The sequence below is a fragment of the Streptomyces sp. NPDC057565 genome (assembly GCF_042801455.1).
Lineage (GTDB): Bacteria > Actinomycetota > Actinomycetes > Streptomycetales > Streptomycetaceae > Streptomyces > Streptomyces yanii.
In genome coordinates this window covers 1-18,733 of the sequence record NZ_JBHVFU010000027.1, presented here as the reverse complement: position 1 = coordinate 18,733, position 18,733 = coordinate 1, and the positions used below count along the sequence as shown (strand labels likewise).

Here is an 18,733-nt window from a genome sequence, read left to right as displayed (position 1 = left end):
CCGAGTCCGTGCAGCAGCGGCAGGGGACTGACACGAAAATGACCCCTTGGTGGCGGGTCAGGCTGTGATCGGTTCGAAGCGGATGCTCAGCCTAAGGCTGTTGGCTTCCTTGATCATGCGGCGCATGGCGCGTTCGGGATCGCGGCGTGTGAAGTGGTCGGCGCCGAGTACTCGGTAGGGGGCTTTGTCGTGCAGGACGTGCCAGCTGGCGATGGCGAGTTTGTGCATCACGGCGACCAGGGCCCGTTTGCCTCCTCGTCTGGCTGCCAGCCGTCGGAAGACGACGCCGAGGTAGGAGTCCTGCCATGCGGTTGACGGGCGTTGAGGGCGGCGAGTTCGGCCGCGGCGTCGGGGGAGCGCTCCAGCAGCCGCGTCACCCACGGCGTGTCCACGGTGCCTGGGTTGACACAGGTGACCCGGATGCCTTCACCGATGTGGTCGGCCGCCATCGACAGGGTCAGCGCGTGGACCGCGCCCTTGCTGGCCGAGTGCAGGGCTCGTGCGGGCAGCCCGGCGGTCGCGGCGATCGAGCAGGTGTTCACGATCGCGGGGTGTGCCGACCGCCGCAGATGCGGAAGTGCCGCGCGGGTGGTGCGGACGACCCCGAGCACGTTGACGTCGAGCACCTGCTGCCACTGTTCGTCGGGGTTGTCCTCGACGGTGCCCGCCGCGCCGACTCCGGCGTTGTTGACCAGGATGTCCAGGCCGCCCAGCGCCGCCGCGGTCGCTTCGACGGCGGTACGCACACCGGCGTCGTCGCTCACGTCGGCCGTGAAACCGACCAGCGGTGCCGGCAGTTCGCCGGGTGCGAGATCGAGCACGGCCACCTTCGCGCCGCGTTCGGCCAGCAGTTCGGCGGTGGCCAGGCCGATGCCCGAGGCGCCGCCGGTCACGATGGCCCGCAGGCCCACCAGTTCTGTCATGGTCGCCTCCCTCAGGCTGCTGCGAAGGTCTGCTGCTGGCTGCCGAGCCCGTCGACGCCGAGCACGACCGTGTCGCCGGGTCGCAGGTAAGGCTGGTCGGGCAGGCCCAGTGCGACGCCGGCCGGCGTCCCGGTGTTGACCACGTTGCCGGGTTCGAGGACCAGGTACTGGCTCAGGTACCACAGCAGGTGGGCCACGCCGAAGATCATGTCGCCGGTGGTGCCGTGCTGTCGGGGGGTGCCGTTGACCCTGGTGGTCAGCAAGAGCTTCTGCGGGTCGCCGACCTCGTCCGGGGTGACCAGCCAGGGGCCCAGTGGGTGGAAGGTCTCGCAGGACTTGCCGAGGTCCCACTGGCCGGAGTACTCGAGCTGGAACTCCCGCTCGGACACGTCGTTGCTGATCGTGTATCCAGCCACGCAAGTCAGCGCCTCCTCTGGGGAGTCCAGGTAGCGGGCACGGCGGCCAATGACCACCGCGAGCTCCACCTCCCAGTCGGTCTTCACCGATCCCCGGGGGATCAGCACCTGGTCGTACGGGCCGACCACGGTGCTCGGGTCCTTCATGAACACCACTGGCCGGGTCGGGACGGCCGCGTTGGTCTCCCTCGCGTGATCGCGGTAGTTCAGGCCGATGCACACCACTTTGCCCGGGCGCGCCAAGGGTGCCCCGATCCGTTGGCCGGTGCTGGCCAGCTCTGGGAGTCGACCCTGCTCCAGCGCGCTCCGCACCCGGGCCACACCGCCGTCGGCCAGGAAGCGGCCATCGATCTCGCCCGTGACAGGTGACAGATCCAGAAGCCGTCCGTTCCCCGCCATCAACGCAGGTATCTCTTGGCCGGCGGGTCCGACGCGCAGCCGTTTCATCGAGAGTTTCTTTTCAGACCCCTGGCCACAGCCGTGCGAGGACTCTAGGAGTGATGACCGGCTGATGCAAGGACTACATCAGATGTATTTGCCTGCGCAGGATGGCCAGTTTGCTGTTATCTATGCAGGTAATTGACCCTCTGTTCATTGACGCGGTGGCAAGTGAATCAGAAACATCTACCGAAACCTTGTTCCCTGCGGGCGTCGCTGACTAAGATCTGAGCGTGTTCGGGACTTGATTGGTCAGATCCTTGGCGGGGAGGCTGGGGACCGCGCCATGACGCGGACCGACATTCGCGACTGATCTCCACCCGACCTCCACCGTGCGGCGACGCGGGCCCCTCGCCACGGTGGGGCCCGCCGACTCGTTCGCGTGCCTGCTGGGCCGACCACGAGGAAGTACGCGATGAGCCTGCACCGGCCGTGGCCGGTGGCAGCCGGGCAGGACCTCCACCACCAACCACTCTTCAGGAGTCGCATTGCGTGTTGCACTCTTTGTCACCTGCGTCAACGACGCGCTGTACCCGGGCACCGGGCGCGCGGTGGTGACACTGCTGGAGCGGCTTGGTGTGGAGGTCGACTTCCCAGCGGGCCAGATCTGTTGTGGGCAGCCGCAGTACAACACCGGCTACCGGGGCGCGGCGGAGCCGCTGGTACGTCGTACGGCCACCGCCTTCGCCGGGTACGACCACGTGGTGACCCTGTCCGGATCGTGCGCGGCGATGGTGCGGGACAACTACCCGCGCATCGGTGCCCGGGCGAAGGCCGAGGGGCGCGGGGCGGAGCTGGCCGAGGCCGCGGCGTCGCTGGCCGACCGGGTGTACGAGCTGACCGAGTTCCTGGTCGACGTCCTCGGCGTCACCGACGTAGGCGCGTACTACCCGCACACCGTCATGTACCACCCGTCCTGCCACGGGCTTCAGATACTCGGCCTCGGCGACCGTCCCCGGCTGCTGCTGGAGGCGGTCAGGGGTCTGACGCTCGTCGAGCTGCCGGGCGCCGAGGAGTGCTGCGGATTCGGCGGCACGTTCTCGGTCAAGAACGCCGCCGTCTCCGCCGCGATGGGCGAGGGCAAGACGCACAACGCGCTCGCGACCGGAGCCGAGGTGCTGTGCGGGGCGGACAACTCCTGCCTGATGCACCTCGCCGGGACACTCCGGCGCCAGGACGCTCCACTGCGGACCGTCCACCTCGCCGAGATCCTGGCCTCCACCGGGCCAACCGCGAGCGGAGCGGCGGCATGAGCGGCACCTACCGCGCGATCGTCCATCACGCCGCCCCGAAGAAACTGCCGGACCTGATCGACCGCCTGCTGGCAGAGCGAGGCGCCCGGTCGCTGGCCGTCCCGGCAGACCTGCCCCCGAGTGGCTGGCGGCCGTCCGCGGCGTGCGCGTGCTGACCGACGGGCCCGCGCTGACGGCCGGTCGGCTGGACTCGGTCGAGGGCGCCCAGACGGGGGCTGCGCACTGGCCATCGCGGAGACCGGCACGAATCGTGCTGGACGCGGGGGCGACACAGGGCCGACGGGCCCTCACCCTCGTTCCTGACCACCACATCTGCGTGGTCCTTGCGGACCAGATCGTCGCCTCCGTGCCGCGCGCCCTGCCCCGGCTGGACCCGTACGGCCGCAGACCTGGATCTTCGGTCCGTCCGCGACCAGCGACATCGAGCTGGACCGGGTCGAGGGCGTGCACGGGCCGCGACGGCTGGAGGTCGTTTTGGTGAGCGACCGGCCCGGCTGAGCCGGACGGGCATCCGGGCCGGCTGGGCCCGGGGCGCGGCGCCGACCAATTGCGTTCACGTAGGCCCCCGGCTCGGTGCGGCCACCCGGTGCCCGCCTCGACTGCGCGGTGTTGCGCATATTCGAGCAGGTTTGCTCAAAGTTACGTTCTATTGCCATGAATAGATCAGATTCAATCGTCGTGTTGCAGGTTCTTTGCATTGGGAGGCCGTTGTGAGCCACGTGGAGCGCGAGATCGCCAGCCAGCCGGAGTGCTGGCGCCGGGCGCTGGAACTGGCGCCCGCCGGGCTGCCGGAGCACGGAGAGCGGGTGGCGGTGATCGGCTGCGGCACCTCGCTGTACATCGCGCAGGCGTACGCAGCGCTGCGTGAGGCGGCTGGGCTCGGGGAGACGGACGCCTTCGCGGCCTCCGAGTTCCCGGCCGGCCGCGACTACGACCGGCTGGTGGCAATCAGCCGGTCCGGCACCACGACCGAGGTGCTCGACGCCCTGGCCCGGGCGGAGCGGCGGATGGCCCGGGTGGCGCTCACCGGCGACCTCGCCACCCCGATCAGCGCGGCCGCCGACACCGTCGTGGACCTGGAGTTCGCGGACGAGAAGTCGGTGGTGCAGACCAGGTTCGCCACCACCGCGCTGGCTCTGCTGCGCGGCCGGATCGGCCTGGCGCCGGCCGACCTGGTCGAGCAGGCGGAGCGGGCGCTGAGCCTGCCGCTGCCCGAAGGGGCGGTGACGGCCCGGCAGTTCACCTTTGCAGGCGCCGGCTGGACCACCGGCCTGGCCAACGAGGCGGCGCTCAAGCTCCGTGAGGCGTCGGGGAGTTGGACGGAGTCCTACCCGGCGATGGAGTACCGGCACGGCCCGGTCAGCATCACCGCGCCGGACACCGTCGTCTGGTTCTTCGGCGAGCCGCCCGCCGGGCTGCTGGACGAGGTCCGGGCGATCGGCGCCATGACCTCGGTGACCACACTGGACCCGCTGGCGGACCTGGTCCGCGCCCAGCGCCTCGCGGTGGAGATTGCCAAGGCCCGTGGTCTGAACCCGGACCAGCCGCGCAACCTGACCCGCTCGATCGTGCTGAACCAGCCATGACCACGACGACGATCGCACTGGACATCGGCGGCACCTACATCAAGGGCGAAGTCGCCGGCCCGGACGGCATCCTGCGGGACAGCGAGCGCTGGTCCACCGGCGCCGAGCGCGGGCCGGACGCGGCGCTGGACACCGTGGTCGCGGCCGCCGCCGAACTCGCCGCGCGGTACCGGCCGGCGGCTGCGGGCATCGCCGTGCCGGGAATCGTCGACGAGGCGTCGGGAGTCTCGGTGCTGGCCGCCAGTCTCGACTGGCGGCGGCTGCCGTGCCGCGACCGGTTCGCCGAGGCGCTGGGCATCCCGGTCGCCATCGGGCACGACGTACGGGCCGGCGGCCTGGCCGAGGCCCGGCTCGGCGCCGGACGCGGCAGCCGAAACTTCCTGTTCGGCCCGGTCGGCACCGGGATCGCTGCCGCGCTGATGGTCGACGAGCGGGCGCTGGCCGGCAGCCACGCGATGGCCGGCGAACTCGGCCATCTGCCGACGCGATCCGGCGACGAGGCGTGCCCGTGTGGCAGCCAGGGCTGCCTGGAGACGGTCGCCTCCGCTGCGGCCGTCGCCCGCCGCTACACCGCCGCCACCGGCGAGCCCGGCGTCACGGCGAAGGACGTCGGTGAACGCGCCGCCGCCGGTGACCAAACCACGGTGGCGGTCTGGCAGGCGGCCATCGAGGCGCTCGCCGACGGCCTCGCCACCGCCATCACCCTGCTCGACCCCGAACGCATCGTGATCGACGGCGGCCTCGCCCGGGCCGGCGAACCGTACTTCGGGCCTCTACGCACGGCGGTCGCCGAACGGCTCGCCTTCCAGACCGCCCCCGAGATCGTCCCGGCCGAACTCGGCCACCAGGCCGGCTGCCAGGGCGCCGCACTGCTCGCCGGAGACCTGCTGACCGCGCGGAGCGCCCGATGACCCTGAGCACTACCGCGCCCGCCCAGACCATTCCGGCCCGCCGGAGACCTGGATGATCCTCACCGTCACGCTGAACGCCACGCTCGACCTCACCTACCGGGTGGACCAGCTGCACCCGCAGGGCAGCAACCGGGTCCGCACAGTGGTCGAACGGGCCGGAGGGAAGGGCGTCAACGTCCCCCGGGTGCTGCACGCCCTCGGACAGCAGACCGTCATGACCGGCTTCGCCGGTGGCGAGGCCGGCAGCGCGCTACGGCGCGACCTCGCCGCCGCCCGGCTGACCGAACGCCTGCTGCCGATCACGGAGAGACCCGCCGCACGGTCGCCGTGGTCGACGGGAGCGCCGGCGACACCACGAACCTGCTCGAACCGGGCCCGATGGTCCCCCCGGAGGAGTGGATCCGTCTGCTCGACCACCTCGATCGGCTGCTGGCGTCCGCCGCCGCCGTCGTGCTCTCGGGCAGCCTGCCGCCCGGGCTGCCCGAGGACGCCTACGCCCGGCTCGTCCACCTCGCGGCCAGTCATCGGGTGCCTGCGGTCCTGGACGCTGACGGCGCCGCCCTTCGCTCGGCGCTGGCGGCCGGGCCGGCCCTGGTCAAACCGAACGCGGCCGAACTCGCCGCGGCCAACCGGCACGACCGACCCTGTCGCCGCCGCGGCCGCCCGGCGGGAGGCCGGAGCCGCGTCCGTCGTCGCCTCCCTCGGCGCCGACGGTCTCATCGCCATCACCCCGCAGGGCAGTTGGCAGGCCAGGCCGCCGGAGCGACTGGCCGGCAACCCCACTGGCGCGGGCGATGCCGCGGTGGCCGCGCTCACCCTCGGCCTGGTCGCCGACACCCCCTGGCCCGAGCGGCTCGCCGAGGCGGCGGCCCTGTCCGCCGCCGCGGTCGCGGCGCCGCTGGCCGGTGACTTCGCCCCCGCTGTCCACGCCGACCTGCGAGAGCGCGTGGACGTCCGAACCCTGAACCACCTGAGGAGCCCGCGATGCCCCTGACCGATACCGGCACCATCGTCACCCCCGCCGTCGACGCCGCGTGCGGCGTCGGCGCGTTCAACGTTATCCAGCTTGAACACGTCCAGGCCATCGTTGCCGGCGCCGAGGCTGCGGGCACCCCGGTGGTGCTGCAGCTGAGCGAGAACGCCGTCCGCTACCACGGCGCCCTGGCACCAATAGCCTCGGCGACGCTCGCCGTCGGCCGCGCCGCCGATGTCCCGGTCGCCGTCCATCTCGACCACGCCACCTCGGCCGACCTGGTCGCCGAGGCCGTCGAACTCGGCTTCTCCTCCGTCATGTTCGACGCCTCCGCGCTCGACTACGACAACAACGTGCGGGCCACCGCGGAGGTGGTGGAACACTGCCACGCGGCTGGCGTCTGGGTGGAGGCCGAACTCGGCGAGGTCGGCGGAAAGGACGGCGTGCACACCCCCGGTGCGCGTACCGACCCTGCCGAGGCCGCCGCCTTCGTTGCCGCCACCGGCGTGGATGCGCTCGCCGTGGCTGTCGGCACCTCGCATGCCATGCTCACCCGCGACGCCGAGCTCGACTTCGAGCTCATCGCCGCACTTCGCGCCGCCGTTCCGGTGCCACTGGTGCTGCATGGCTCCTCAGGCGTCGCCGACGCCCATCTGACCCGGGCCGTCGAGCACGGTATGACGAAAGTCAACATCGCCACCCACCTCAACCAGGTCTTCACCACCGCCGTACGCCAAGCCCTCGCCGACCAGCCGAGGTTGGTCGACACCCGCCGCTACCTCGGCCCCGGCCGCAGCGCGATGACCGCCGAAGTCACCCGTCTGCTCGGCGTGCTACGGGCCACCGCGCCGCGCTGAGTGCAGCACCCTCTGGCCCCCTACGGCTGGGACGAGGAATGGGAAGCGGAGTTCGCTCCGTATGCCGAGCACGGTCTCCTGCCCGGTGTCGTACGTGTCAACCGCGGCCAGTGCGACATCGTCACCGTTCCTGGGCAGTGAGCGGGAGTGAGTCCTGGCTCACCGGCACGCCCCGAACGGTCTTGGGCGTACTGGTCCTCCGCTTTCGCGTCCTGGGCGGCGGCGCATATCCCGTATGCGGTCCGTTCCAGGCGGGCGGAATCCCTACGACCTGGCCATGTGGGTGTGGCCGGAGGCGACGGGGAGGCCCCGAACCATCTCGCTGGTGATACGGGGGCCCCGACCGCTGAGACCACACCCGGCGTCCCAGATCGCACCGAGAACGTTACCCACACCCCGCCAGGCATGCCCGAAGTCCGTCGCGCCGTTCACCCCATCGTGTTCATGTTCGCCAAAACGATTTGCCGGCCCAGCAGTTGTGAACCCCTGGCGGTACCGTGCGGGCCGACACCGAGTTCGTCGGTCCCCGTGACCCGATGAAGGTCGTGTGCGCGGGGGACTGAGTCGCCATCGCCGGAAGGCAGCGATCCGCGCTATGTGTTCGCGCTCTTCATCCTGCGCTTCGAGGAAGACGCGCCGCTGGGTACGGCGGCGTTGCTCCTCGACCTCTTTGTCGGCCGGTGGCGAACAGCGTGTGGCGGCGCAGTCCGCTGGTCCGTGCGGCGGTCGCCCGGTCGAAGGCCCGGACCACGCGTGCACGGTGCGGCCGGGGATGTAGAGGACCTACTGTCCGTTGTCGGCCAGCAGCGCGATCTTCAGCGCGCCCCGCCAGTATTGAGATCGATCACCCAAGTCGCCTGGCTTACCGTCGCTCAACTCCAGTACGTAGTCGATGAGTTGAAGCATTTCGGTCTCGTCGTTGGTTACCCGCCGCGACAGTCTGCGTTTGCCGTCGGCGTCGATCACCACGCAGTGATGCTCGGCCTTACCCGCGTCCGTACCGGCCTACAGTTCGGGCAAGGCCACCTCCGAAGTCGATCGAGTTCGAAACCCAGCAGACGACCTTGCCTAACAGCCCGATCTCTCAAACTCAGTGACGGGAAGTCAGTGCAGACCCGACGGGCACCGCTCACGCTCGAAGACCCAGCATAGATCTGCTCAATGGCCAAAGCTGAGGGGCACGGAAGCCCGTCACGGGTCGACGAGAGCGCGACGCGGGACCCGTTGCGCGCGCCTGGCCATCGTCATGGGTTCGCTTCGCTGCATGCCTGCGCGTCACAAGTACGTCCGTTACAAGTACGTCCGTTAGAACTCTTGCCGGGCAAGAATAGATCTGATCTACTTCCCACGCCCTTGGGCAGGATGTGAAACATCCTGGCAACCCTGAACGCAGCGGTGTGGGCAGGAGGGAGGCTTCGATCCCGCGACTTGAGGACGGCTGCGGGGGCGGATGGGCTGCTGAAGATCCACAACGGCGGGTCATCGGCCATCTCGACAAGTACAAGGAGGTAGAATGAAAAGCTTGCGCAAGATCCAGTGCGGCGTCATCGCGACCGCGATGGCGCTCGCCTTTGCGGTGGGCAATGTAGTCACGGGGCCGCAAGCCCAGGCGGCTCAAACCGGAGGCACGGCGCCGTACCTGAACCAGTGGGTGGTCTCAGGTCCCTACACCGATCCGGTGGTCGAGCGGTCTTCCGTACCCGTTGTCCCCGCGATCGACAAGTCACTTGCTGACCCGGGAAGCAACGAGACGTCGACCTGGCAGTACTTCGACGATCGCATCTTCAACCGGAACTACGACGACTACAACGACCTGATGGGCTACTTCGACGTCAAGCAGGGCCAGGCCACAACCGGCAAGTGGGTTGTGGCCGCAAGCTACGTCTACAGCCCGACCGCGCAGGACGTTCGGTGGCAGGTCGGCGGCTCGGGTGTGTACCGGCTGTTCGCCAACGATGCTCAGGTCGGTCAGCAAGGCAGCGTCGTGAACAGGGTCAACAAGAACGGTACGAAGTATCCCGTTCAGCTGAAGCAGGGCTGGAACAAGCTCCTGATCGAGATTCAGCACAAGAACACCGGCAAGAACAAGAACTTCCTCGGCTTCTACGCGAGACTGTGCGACGGCAACGGAGACCTCGTCCCCGGCCTCACGCACTCCGTGGCGGGACCGAACGCGTCCAACAATCAACTGTCCGTTGTCACGACGGGCCTCAGTGTTGATCAGGAGGCGTTCAAGAAGCGCAACGCGAACACCCCGGCGAACGACTATCCCTCCAACAGCCTTCCGTACGCCTACGACGAGAACCCGTACGTCGGAATGGTCGCGACGATCGACGGCAAGCGGAACACGTCGAGTATCGCCCCGCAGGCTGCTCCGTTCTCCTTCCAGGCCGCCGGCGGAGCTCCTGGATACAAGTGGACCGTCGCCGATGGCCAACTGCCGCCCGGGCTCACACTGGCGGCCGACGGTCACATCGACGGCACGGTCTCGGACGGTGCGCAAGGCAAGACGCAGAAGGATTACACCTTCACCGTGAAGGTGACCGACGCTCAGGGCGCCTCCGCGACCAAGCAGTACACCATCACGGTCAAGAGGAACCCGGTCGACTGGTTCATCGACGGGAAGATGTCGGCCCTGTCACACACCACCGGGACGACGCCCAACCTGTACGACCCGAACTACAACTACGACGAGTGGGCCCAGAGGGCCAAAGAGATGGGCATGACGATGCTTTCGACAGAAAGCCTCCAGAACACCATCTACTACTGGCCGTCGCCGAATGCAAACCTGACCCCGAGCAACAGCAACAAGCTGTACAAGTACAACGCGCTGTACAAGGCCGATGACGGCACCTGGCACGTGAAGGACCGCGTACAGCAGGCCAAGGAGGCTGCCGAGCGTTACGGTCTGAAGTTCGGTGTCTACGTCTCATCGCTGTACGAGGGATCCGAGATTCTCGAAAGCGACATCCAGAACTTGGTGGCGCGATACAACCCGTCGTACGTGTTCGCCGATGGTGGCCCCGAGTCCTATTCCAACGTCGACGTCGCCTGGAGCTCGGCCCGCAACTACAACGACCGCGTACTCATCGACGCGAACCCGAATGCGCAAACCGGCGATCAGGACATCACTCTGTACGAGCGGCCGTTCTGGAACAGCGAACCGTACAACGACGGCGGCTGGCATAACGGAGTCCTGCCGCAGGGCAGGAAGGTCGCCCATGAGGAATGGAACGACCCCTACACCACGGCCCTGGACGTCTGGACCCAATACGCCAAGGGCAATGAGCGGGACAACTGGGCCGAAGCAGCAAAAGAGCTGATCAACCAGTACGGCCACGGCTACGTCATGAACTATGACTCCTCGATCGCCGTGACCCGCGGCATGGACAACCTGAGCAGCAACCTGGACAACACCAACATCTTCTCGATGGTTCCGGTCTCGTCACAGCAACTGTCGGACATGCGCGCGTCGATCGTGAAGTGGATGGACAACAGTGCCGGACCTGATCTGCGCGAGTCCATGTACGGCACCACGCCGTACACCCTGGACTACACGCGCAAGCCAGGCTGGTACACCGATCCGCAGAAGGCCATCGCTCACGGTCAGGGTCCCGAGTGGGGCTACGCCATGGCTCGCGACCAGTACACCTACATGCACATGGTCAAGAACCAGATCTCCGGCACGGCAAAGTCGGGCTTCAGCGGCCAGGACCAGATGAGCCGGATCGGTCCGTTCGACTACAAGGTCGACGCCGTGCAGTGGCTGAACAAGGGGACCGAGCTGCCGTTCACCATGGAGCAGGACGGCAAGAAGTACTACATCAACATCGACACGTCCCAGGTGACCGCGGATCCCGTCGACACGATCATCAAGATCAGGACGAAGAGACCGGTCAGGGACTACAAGATGACGAGTGTCAAGCTGTTCAGCAGCCAGACCTCGACCAAGGCCCTGCAGCTGAGGGCCGAGTGCTACATGAACGACCTGACCAACGTCTTCGCGCCGGCGAAGCTCAAGTTCACCAGCGACAACGAGCAGGTCGCAAGGGTAGGCGGCTCCGGCCGGGTCAAGGCTTTCGGCGACGGGACCGCGACCATCACGGTGACCGCCACCTACGACGACGGTGTGAACGATCCCCAGGTCAAGACCGACACGTATCCGGTCAAGGTTCACAACGGCGCGATCTCGGCGGCACTCCCGCTTGTCGGCGTGAACATGTTCACGAAGGGGGCGACGTTCTGGGGCCAGTTCTCCACGAACAAGGACGTCCCGGTGACCTTCAAGGCCTTCACCCGTAAGGGCGGCACGGTCGACATCCTGGACACTTCCAAGATCAAGTACCACTACGCAACCGTCGACGGCAAGCGCGACAATGCCGCCGGCAAGATCACGGTCACCGAGGTACCGGCCGACGAATTGCCGTTCGTCGTCGAAGGTAACACCATGAAGTTCACCGACAAGGTCGCCAAGCCGACGATGTACAGCTACTGGGCCGACATCACGGTGGACGGCAAGACCTACACCTCGACCCGTAACTACGTCACGCTCCTGCCCGACTTCAATGCCGCGGAGGGGATCGCGCCGCAGGTGTCCACCGACAGCGAGCACGCGAGCACGTTGTCCGACGGCACCATCAATGACGCGACGGGAGGCAATTCCGCAAAGTGGGTCGCGCCGGCCGGCGATGAATCGCCGAGCATCACCTACGACCTGCGGAAGATGCAGGAACTCACTCGCGTCAACGTCTTCTTCAACCATCACATGCCGAATCGCGACAATGTGACCTACTACAACGTGCCGAAGAAGGTGAAGATCGAGTACAGCGAAGACGGCGTGAAGTGGACCAAGGGCAACGAAACGTCGGTCCTGTCCGGGGCGGGTTTGCCGAAGTCGAAGGACACGCAGGCCGTTCCGACGAGTGACACGACACTGTACGGCTGGGAGCAGGAGGGCCTCTACTACAACTATCCGGTCGATCCTGACCACTCCAGCGTGCAGGCGCGTTACGTGAGGGTCTCGTTCCCCGGCGGTGGCCAGAACGGCAGCCCGGTCGACGTGCTCGAGGTCCAGGCCTTCTCGTCGAGGGATCTCACCGCACTCGGCAGCATCAAACTGGATCCGAAGGTCGATGCGGATGGCCGCACCGCCGCGATCGACGTGGCAGGATCCTCCTTCCTCGGTCAGCCGATCGACCTGGGGGCTGCAAAGCTTGCTTTCACCAGCGACGATCCGTCCGTGGCCGAAGTGGGGGCCGACGGTGTGGTATCGGCCGCCGGGAAGGGGCGCACCAGAATCAACGTGACCGCGGAGTTGGACGGGTACCGCGCAAGCGACTACTTCTACGTCGACGTGGACGCATCCGGCAAGCTGTCGCTTCCGGCATTCCTCAAAGAAGCGAAGCTGTCGCTCAACAAGAGCGACATCAAGACAAAGGAGCCGATTGTCGCAGCGGTTGAGGGAACCCTCAGCACCGGCGAGAAGGTAAACCTGTCGAAGGCGACGGTCGCCTACGAATTCAGTGATGACCGCCTGGCGAACGTGCCGGGCAGTAACACCATCGTGCTGAAGGAGCCGATCACCGGCACATTCAAGGCGACTGCGGAAGCGGTCGTGACCTTGGATGGGGTGAAGGTGCGCTCGAACCAGGAAGCGATTGTCGCGAGCAGCACCAACATTGCCACTCAGGCAAAGGTGACGGTCTCTTCGGTCCGAGATCGAAACGGCAACCCGGACGGCAACGATCAAGACGACCGCTATCTCGGTGCGAAGGCGATCGACGGTTCCAAAGCCACGTCCTGGGCGGCGAAGCAGGCTGACAAGACTCCGTGGATCAAGCTCGACTTCCCCACTGCGGTCGAGATCGATCACATCAACCTGGTCGACCGCGGGCATTCCGAAAACCGGATCGTGGAAGGAGTCCTGGAATGGGAAGGCGGCAGCAAGCGGGTCACCGACATCCAGTGGGATGGCCAGCCGGACAATGTCGTGACGCTTGATGCGCCCGCCAAGACCAGCTGGGTGAAGTTCACCATCGATCCCGATGGCAAGTACCAGAACCCAACCGGTGCCGAGTCCGGTCTGGCCGAGTTTGAGGTCTACAAGGCGCAGAAGGCGGGGACGTCCATCGTCGACTTCAAGCCCGTTGCCGTCGATACGAAGATTGGCACCGTGCCCCCGCTGCCTGCGCAGACCGAGGCCGTCTACAGCGACGGCACGACCAAGTCGGTCGATGTGACCTGGGATCCCGTCTCGGACGACAAGGTGGCCAAGGAGGGATGGTTCACCGTGGCCGGAACGGTCGCCGACACATCGGTCAAGGCGCGAGCGGTCGTCACCGTGACCGACAAGTAGCCGGCCTGACAACTCAGTTGTTGGGCGCGAAGACGACCACACCGGCTCCCGCTGCCGCCCAGGCCGGCCTGGGCGGCAGCGGGACTCCGTCGAGCCGCTCCAGCAGGGCAGCGCTCGAGAGATAGGCGATGAACGCCGTCGGGAAGACGAAGGTCAGGATCCACAGTGCCACCGTCCGAACACGCCGAGCGGGTAGCGAACCGGACGCGCGGGCACTACTCCAGGCGGCACTGCGCGCCGCATTGGAATAACGGATCTTTGAACTTGAGCGGTGCCCGCCGGGTCTCGCGGTGTTCTCCTTCATGCTGCTGGCCACACTGCCCGTCCTGGCCTTCTACCTCGCGTTCCAGAAGCACTTCGTCCGTGGCCTGACCGGTGGCGCCACGAAGGGCTGACCGGCACAAGCGGCCGTGCCGTGCAATGTCCACCGAGAGACCAAGGGAGAAGCATCATGCGGTTCTCGAAGCCCACACCTGGTTCCCAGCACATCTCGCGCAGAACCGTACTTGGCCGAACAGCCGGTGCGTTGGCAGCCACGGCGCTGCCCGTCGGGGCCCTGTCTGCGGTCGGCGCGCAGCCGGCAGCGGGAGCCACCGGCGCTTCCGTCGCGGAGCCGACTGCCACCGTCGTAGACCGGCTGCTCCCCGCCTACAACGAGGTCTGGACCTCGAAGAGTACCGGCGTCACGGGCTCGATGCCGATCGGGAACGGTGTGCAGGCCGCCAATGTGTGGGTCGAGGGCGACCAACTGCGGCTGCTGCTCGCCGCAGGCGACGCCTGGGAGGAGAACGTTCGGCTGGCCAAGCTCGGACAGCTCGACATCACCTTCTGCCCCAACCCGTTCGACTCCAGCGGGTTCCGCCAGGAGCTCAAGCTCCACGAGAGCGAGGTCGTGATCACCGCGGGCAGCGACCCGGTGATCACCACCCGGGTCTGGGTCGGCGCCGACGAACAGACGATCCATGTCGAGAGCGACGCGCCCAGCGCGTTCTCGATGGACGTGCGCTTCACCAACCTCAGGCCCAAGGACAACCCGTCCCCGTCGCGCAGCAACTTCACCTTCTACGACCTGGTCAACAGCGAGGACGGCTACGTGGGCGTCCAGCCGAAGGTCTACGCCGACCGGGTCCTGGACCGACCCGGGACCATCACGTGGGCACACCACAACTCCGAGTCGGCGTACGACGAGATCATGCGCCTGCAAAGGCTCGACCCGGGCATCCACGACGACCCGCTTACCGGTCGCACGTTCGGGGGGCAGGTTCGCGGTGAGGGTTTCGCCAGCATCTCCGCCTCCGGGCTGCGCTCCGACCGCGACACCTCGCACCGGCTCGACATCACCTTGCACTCGAGCATCGACCTGTCCGCGAGGTGGCAGGAGAGGTGGGAGGAGGAGATCGGTGACCTGGCCGGCGAGAGCGCGCGAATGCCCGTCGACCGGCTCCGCGCCGACCACCAAAGGTGGTGGGACCGGTTCTGGAACCGGTCGTACATCTTCGCCACCGGCGATGCCGACGCGGACAAGGTCACCAAAGGCTGGCTGCACACGCGGTACCTCCAGGCCACCGCGGGCAGGACTCCCGCGATGCCGATCCGTTTCAACGGCTCGCTCTTCACCCCCGGGCGCCCCGACGACGCCGACTTCCGCAAGTGGAACAGCTATCACGGGTTCAACCAGAGGTTCGCCTACTGGAACATGCTCGCGTCCGGCGACTTCGACCTGATGCAGTCCTACTTCGACCAGTACGCCGATTCGTTGCCACTGGCCAAGGCGAGGGTCCAGGCGTTCTGGGGCGAATCGACCGTCGAGGAGCCTTCCCGTGTCGAGCTGCCCGCCACGCAGGGGGCCATGTGGCCCGAGGTGATGGGCCTGTGGGGCCATGCGGTCGGGGGCGAGTACGGCTGGAACCGGGCGGGCCATGCCGCCAACTGGTTCTCCGGCAGTTGGACCCGCTGGCTCTACGCGGGCAACGTCGAGATAGTCACGATGATGCTCGACTACTTCTCCTACACCCACGACATGAGGTTCGCTCGTGAGAAGCTGCTGCCGGTGGCCCGGGAGGTCGTGAGGTTCTACGACACCCACTGGCACCACAAGGACGGCAAGATCGACATGTACCCGATGTACTCGGGCGAGGGCGACCGGAACCTGCACAATCCCGCCGCCGACACTGCGGGTCTGCACCGGATCCTCGGCGGGCTGCAGACGTTGCCGACCTCGCTCACCACTCGGCGTGACCGGGCTTACTGGGTGGAGGTGACGGACCGCCTCCCCAACCTGCCGGTGGGCGAGAACGCGCAGGACAACGATACCTCGTGGGGACCGCGTGACCGGCTCAAGACCGCCTCCGACGTCTTCCTCGGCACCGATACCAACAACCAGAACCTCTACCCGATCTTCCCCTTGCGGTTGTTCGGCGCCGGCCGGCCCCACCTCGACCTCGCCGTCGCCTCCTACCAGGAGCGGCGCGGCAAGTATCCCGCCGACGGGACCCAGGACTGGCGGCACGACGCCATCCACGCGGCCTACCTCGGACTGACCGCGGAGGCGAAGTTCCAGACCCTCGCCGCGTTCCGTACCGGGGCATGGCGCTACACCGGCTTCGGTCCCGGGAGCGTCGACGGCGAACCCGGCATGGAGCCGCACGCCATCGCCAAGATGGCTCTCCAATCGATGCTGCTGCACCCCGGCGCCGACGACGACGCGATCCTCTACAACGCCTGGCCGAGTGAGTGGAACGTGCAGTTCAAGCTCCACACCACCCGCGGCCGCACGGTGCAAGGTCGGCTCGTCGACGGCAAGTCCGACCACACGGTGACCCGCGAGGGCGTCGGCAACCTGGCCGTCGACGAGTCAGAGGCCAGTACCAGCACCACCGCCGACCTCCGCTGAGTCGGTAGGCATCCCCCTTACTGATGATCTTTGCGTGATGTCGCGTCGCGGTTGCCCTTCGCTGCAGGTCAGGGCACGCGTTCCAGTGACATCACGCGGCGAAACTCAGTAGCGGTAGTTCGTTAAATCCGGCGTTGGTGCGGGTCGACGCCAGGTCGGATTGGTCGTAGGCCGGTGGGGAGGAGTCAACTGCTTTGCTGGGGGCTGGAGATGAACGCTCGCCGTCCGTGTCCGCCTGCACCGGGGCCGTTGGCCTGGCCGCGGTCGCCGCCGGGCTCGCCTACGACCTGGTGCTGCGCCCCGAGCAGCTGCCGTCGGCGGTGGCGGCGGCGCGCGCCCGGCCCGAACTCACCTTAGTGGTCTGCGTCGTAAGTTCTTCGGGGGTTGATCACGCGGCTGGGGCGGCGGAGGATTCTTCTGGGTGATCGGTGGTGTGCCGGTCGAGTCTGGCCAGCAGATCGTCCAGGTCGGAGGTGGTGAACTTCCACTGGAACGGCTGTGCCGTGGCGTTGTAGCGGTCTTCGAAGGCTCGGAGCCGGTCCGCGACCTCGTTGAGGTCGGTGAAGTCGTTGGGTGTCACAACCTTGCGCTGCACAACGGAGAAGTAGATCTCCACCTGGTTTAACCAGGAGGCGTGGACCGGGGTGTGGACGAGGACTGCGTTCGGGTAGGCGGCGGTCAGCCGGTCGGTGGCCTTCTTGCCGCGGTGTGAGGAGCCGTTGTCCACGACCCAGAACACGCGTTTCGCGCTGGCGTAGGGCTCTTGGGCCATGACCTGGTCGACCAGCGCCATGAACGGGGCGATGCCGGTTCTCGGCTCGCAGCGGCCGAAGATCTTCGCGTGGTGGACGTCGTAGGCGGCCAGGTAGGCCAGCGCTCCACCGCGGCCGTAGGTGTGGTTCACCCGCATCGCTCTGGCCTGCCCGGGGGCCAGGGTGGGGTGGCAGCGGCAGCGGGCCTGGACGGAGGTCTTCTCATCCGCGCTGATCACGTACTCGTCCGCGCCGAGCGCTTCGCCGTTCCAGATGCGGGCATAGAGGTCGAGGACGCGCTCGGCCCTGGGCCGGAAGGCAGGGTCGGTGATGAAGATCCAGGACTGGTACTGCCAGGGCTTGAGCGCGTCCTGCTTGAGCCAGCGCCGCACGGTGGAGGCGGAGATCGCGCCGGCGATGGCGCGAGCGATGACCTCGCGGGCCGGCTCCGGGGACGACCAGCGCGAGAGCGGAGTGCCGCTCTCGGCGGGCAGTTGGCAGGCCAGGGCCTTGACCTGGGCGGTCTGCAGCGGCGTGAAGGAGGCGGGACGCCCGGAGCGCTTGCGGTCGGACAGGGCGGGCAGCCGGTTCTCGGCAAATCGGCCGCGCCAGGTGCGGACGGTGTCCAGGTGCAGTCCGGTCTCCCGGGCGATGCGGGCGTTGGAGCGGCCACGGGCCGCGTGCAGGACGACCTGGGCGCGCTGACGGAGCCGGTGCTCGGTCTTGTGGCCGTAGGCCATCGTCTTGAGCCGCTTGCGCTCGGAGGCGGTCAGGGCTACCAGACGGGCAGGGGCAACAGGCAAGGCGGGCACGCCGATCACGAGAAGTGGATCACGACAGGCCGCATCCTGCCGTACCCCGATCGCCGGCCCTCCGGCAGGATGTTCGCTGTGCCAACGCCCTCGGAACATACCCGGCTCCAGCTCGAGCTGTACCTGAACATGCGGGCCAAGGCGGCCTGGCCGCAGCTGGCCGGCCTCCGCATCCGCCACCGGGGCCAGTACGCCTATGTAGAAGGCGAACTGGCCGGCGGCGGGAGCCTCAAGCTGATGCGCCTGCGCTATCACGGCACCGCGAGCCGTTGGGGCTTCGCCCTGCACGACCCGGCCAGCGACCGCTATCAGGACACCCTCCTGCCCACCGGCAGTGGCAGTGGCACCCCCGAGGACGCCCTCGATACCGCCTGCCACCTTCACCTCACCGGCCTCGGCACCTGACCGCGAACGCGCCAACAACCAGCTCCGAAGTCAACCCCCGAAGGACTTACGACGCAGACCACTTAGAGCGTGCGCGGATAGGCGGTGTTCAGGGGCGCCTCCCGGGGCGTGCGTCCCAGCGGTAGAGGATCCACGCGCGGCGGATGAGGCGACGCAGAG

Annotated in this window: 14 protein-coding genes and 4 pseudogenes; 11 read left to right on the top strand and 7 right to left on the bottom strand. The window is 67.5% G+C overall.

The features are described 5' to 3' along the window. Positions 1-57: 57 nt before the first annotated feature. Genes ACFU8W_RS32565 through ACFU8W_RS32555 form a run of 3 tightly spaced genes read right to left on the bottom strand, consistent with a single transcriptional unit; the run spans position 58 to position 1,786 of the window. The gene (locus ACFU8W_RS32565) at positions 58-228 is read right to left on the bottom strand and encodes a hypothetical protein (protein ID WP_384044824.1); all 171 of its coding nucleotides are present in this window, start codon (positions 226-228) and stop codon (positions 58-60) included. After that, positions 228-923, bottom strand: a complete 696-nt coding sequence (locus tag ACFU8W_RS32560) for an SDR family NAD(P)-dependent oxidoreductase (protein ID WP_384044821.1) — start codon at positions 921-923, stop codon at positions 228-230. The genes ACFU8W_RS32565 and ACFU8W_RS32560 overlap by 1 nt, the downstream gene beginning before the upstream one ends. An 11-nt stretch (positions 924-934) precedes the next feature. Beyond that, the gene (locus tag ACFU8W_RS32555; protein ID WP_384044818.1) at positions 935-1,786 is read right to left on the bottom strand and encodes a fumarylacetoacetate hydrolase family protein; all 852 of its coding nucleotides are present in this window, start codon (positions 1,784-1,786) and stop codon (positions 935-937) included. A gap of 479 nt (positions 1,787-2,265) precedes the next feature. On the opposite strand from ACFU8W_RS32555, the gene ACFU8W_RS32550 reads away from it, so the two are divergent. The 7 genes and pseudogenes from ACFU8W_RS32550 (at position 2,266) to ACFU8W_RS32520 (ending at position 7,498) form a co-directional block, all read left to right on the top strand. Beyond that, the gene (locus ACFU8W_RS32550) at positions 2,266-3,030 is read left to right on the top strand and encodes a (Fe-S)-binding protein (RefSeq protein ID WP_384044816.1); all 765 of its coding nucleotides are present in this window, start codon (positions 2,266-2,268) and stop codon (positions 3,028-3,030) included. Continuing rightward, a pseudogene (locus ACFU8W_RS32545) lies at positions 3,027-3,528 on the top strand (lactate utilization protein C). Before ACFU8W_RS32550 ends, ACFU8W_RS32545 begins: the two are co-directional and overlap by 4 nt. A 212-nt stretch (positions 3,529-3,740) precedes the next feature. Next, the gene (locus tag ACFU8W_RS32540; protein WP_384044813.1) at positions 3,741-4,616 is read left to right on the top strand and encodes an SIS domain-containing protein; all 876 of its coding nucleotides are present in this window, start codon (positions 3,741-3,743) and stop codon (positions 4,614-4,616) included. After that, positions 4,613-5,527 carry an ROK family protein gene (locus ACFU8W_RS32535; protein ID WP_384044810.1) on the top strand — a complete coding sequence of 305 codons (915 nt, stop codon included), beginning with the start codon at positions 4,613-4,615 and terminating at the stop codon, positions 5,525-5,527. Before ACFU8W_RS32540 ends, ACFU8W_RS32535 begins: the two co-directional genes overlap by 4 nt. Before the next feature lie 52 nt (positions 5,528-5,579). Next, a pseudogene (locus tag ACFU8W_RS32530) lies at positions 5,580-6,521 on the top strand (1-phosphofructokinase family hexose kinase). Then, complete coding sequence (locus ACFU8W_RS32525) at positions 6,512-7,357, top strand: ketose-bisphosphate aldolase (protein WP_384044807.1); 846 nt, start codon at positions 6,512-6,514, stop codon at positions 7,355-7,357. The pseudogene ACFU8W_RS32530 and the gene ACFU8W_RS32525 overlap by 10 nt, the downstream one beginning before the upstream one ends. Further along, positions 7,358-7,498, top strand: a complete 141-nt coding sequence (locus ACFU8W_RS32520; RefSeq protein WP_384044804.1) for a hypothetical protein — start codon at positions 7,358-7,360, stop codon at positions 7,496-7,498. A 642-nt stretch (positions 7,499-8,140) separates the two neighbouring features. Here the strand turns inward: ACFU8W_RS32520 and ACFU8W_RS32515 are convergent. Continuing rightward, a pseudogene (locus tag ACFU8W_RS32515) lies at positions 8,141-8,350 on the bottom strand (transposase); the annotation flags it as partial. 730 nt (positions 8,351-9,080) lie between these two features. Then, positions 9,081-9,512 (bottom strand): hypothetical protein, encoded by a 432-nt coding sequence (locus tag ACFU8W_RS32510; protein WP_384044801.1) that lies wholly within the window; start codon positions 9,510-9,512, stop codon positions 9,081-9,083. Positions 9,513-9,674: 162 nt separating this feature from the next. Between ACFU8W_RS32510 and ACFU8W_RS32505 the strand changes: the two genes are divergently transcribed. Next, entirely contained in the window at positions 9,675-13,712 is a 4,038-nt protein-coding gene (locus ACFU8W_RS32505; RefSeq protein ID WP_384044798.1) for an Ig-like domain-containing protein, read from the top strand. Between the two features lie 13 nt (positions 13,713-13,725). Here the strand turns inward: ACFU8W_RS32505 and ACFU8W_RS32500 are convergent, their stop codons facing one another. Next, positions 13,726-13,884 (bottom strand): hypothetical protein, encoded by a 159-nt coding sequence (locus ACFU8W_RS32500; RefSeq protein WP_384044795.1) that lies wholly within the window; start codon positions 13,882-13,884, stop codon positions 13,726-13,728. A gap of 115 nt (positions 13,885-13,999) precedes the next feature. Between ACFU8W_RS32500 and ACFU8W_RS32495 the strand changes: the two are divergent. Then, positions 14,000-14,107, top strand: a pseudogene (locus tag ACFU8W_RS32495) (carbohydrate ABC transporter permease); the annotation flags it as partial. Positions 14,108-14,163: 56 nt separating this feature from the next. After that, positions 14,164-16,605, top strand: coding sequence for a DUF5703 domain-containing protein (locus tag ACFU8W_RS32490; protein ID WP_384044792.1), 2,442 nt, complete (start codon positions 14,164-14,166; stop codon positions 16,603-16,605). A gap of 388 nt (positions 16,606-16,993) precedes the next feature. Here ACFU8W_RS32490 and ACFU8W_RS32485 read toward each other — a convergent pair whose 3' ends face one another. Further along, complete coding sequence (locus ACFU8W_RS32485; protein ID WP_384044789.1) at positions 16,994-18,169, bottom strand: IS630 family transposase; 1,176 nt, start codon at positions 18,167-18,169, stop codon at positions 16,994-16,996. A gap of 78 nt (positions 18,170-18,247) precedes the next feature. Here ACFU8W_RS32485 and ACFU8W_RS32480 point away from each other — a divergent pair, with 78 nt between their 5' ends. After that, entirely contained in the window at positions 18,248-18,574 is a 327-nt protein-coding gene (locus tag ACFU8W_RS32480) for a hypothetical protein (RefSeq protein ID WP_345511984.1), read from the top strand. The last annotated feature ends 159 nt before the right edge of the window (positions 18,575-18,733 follow it).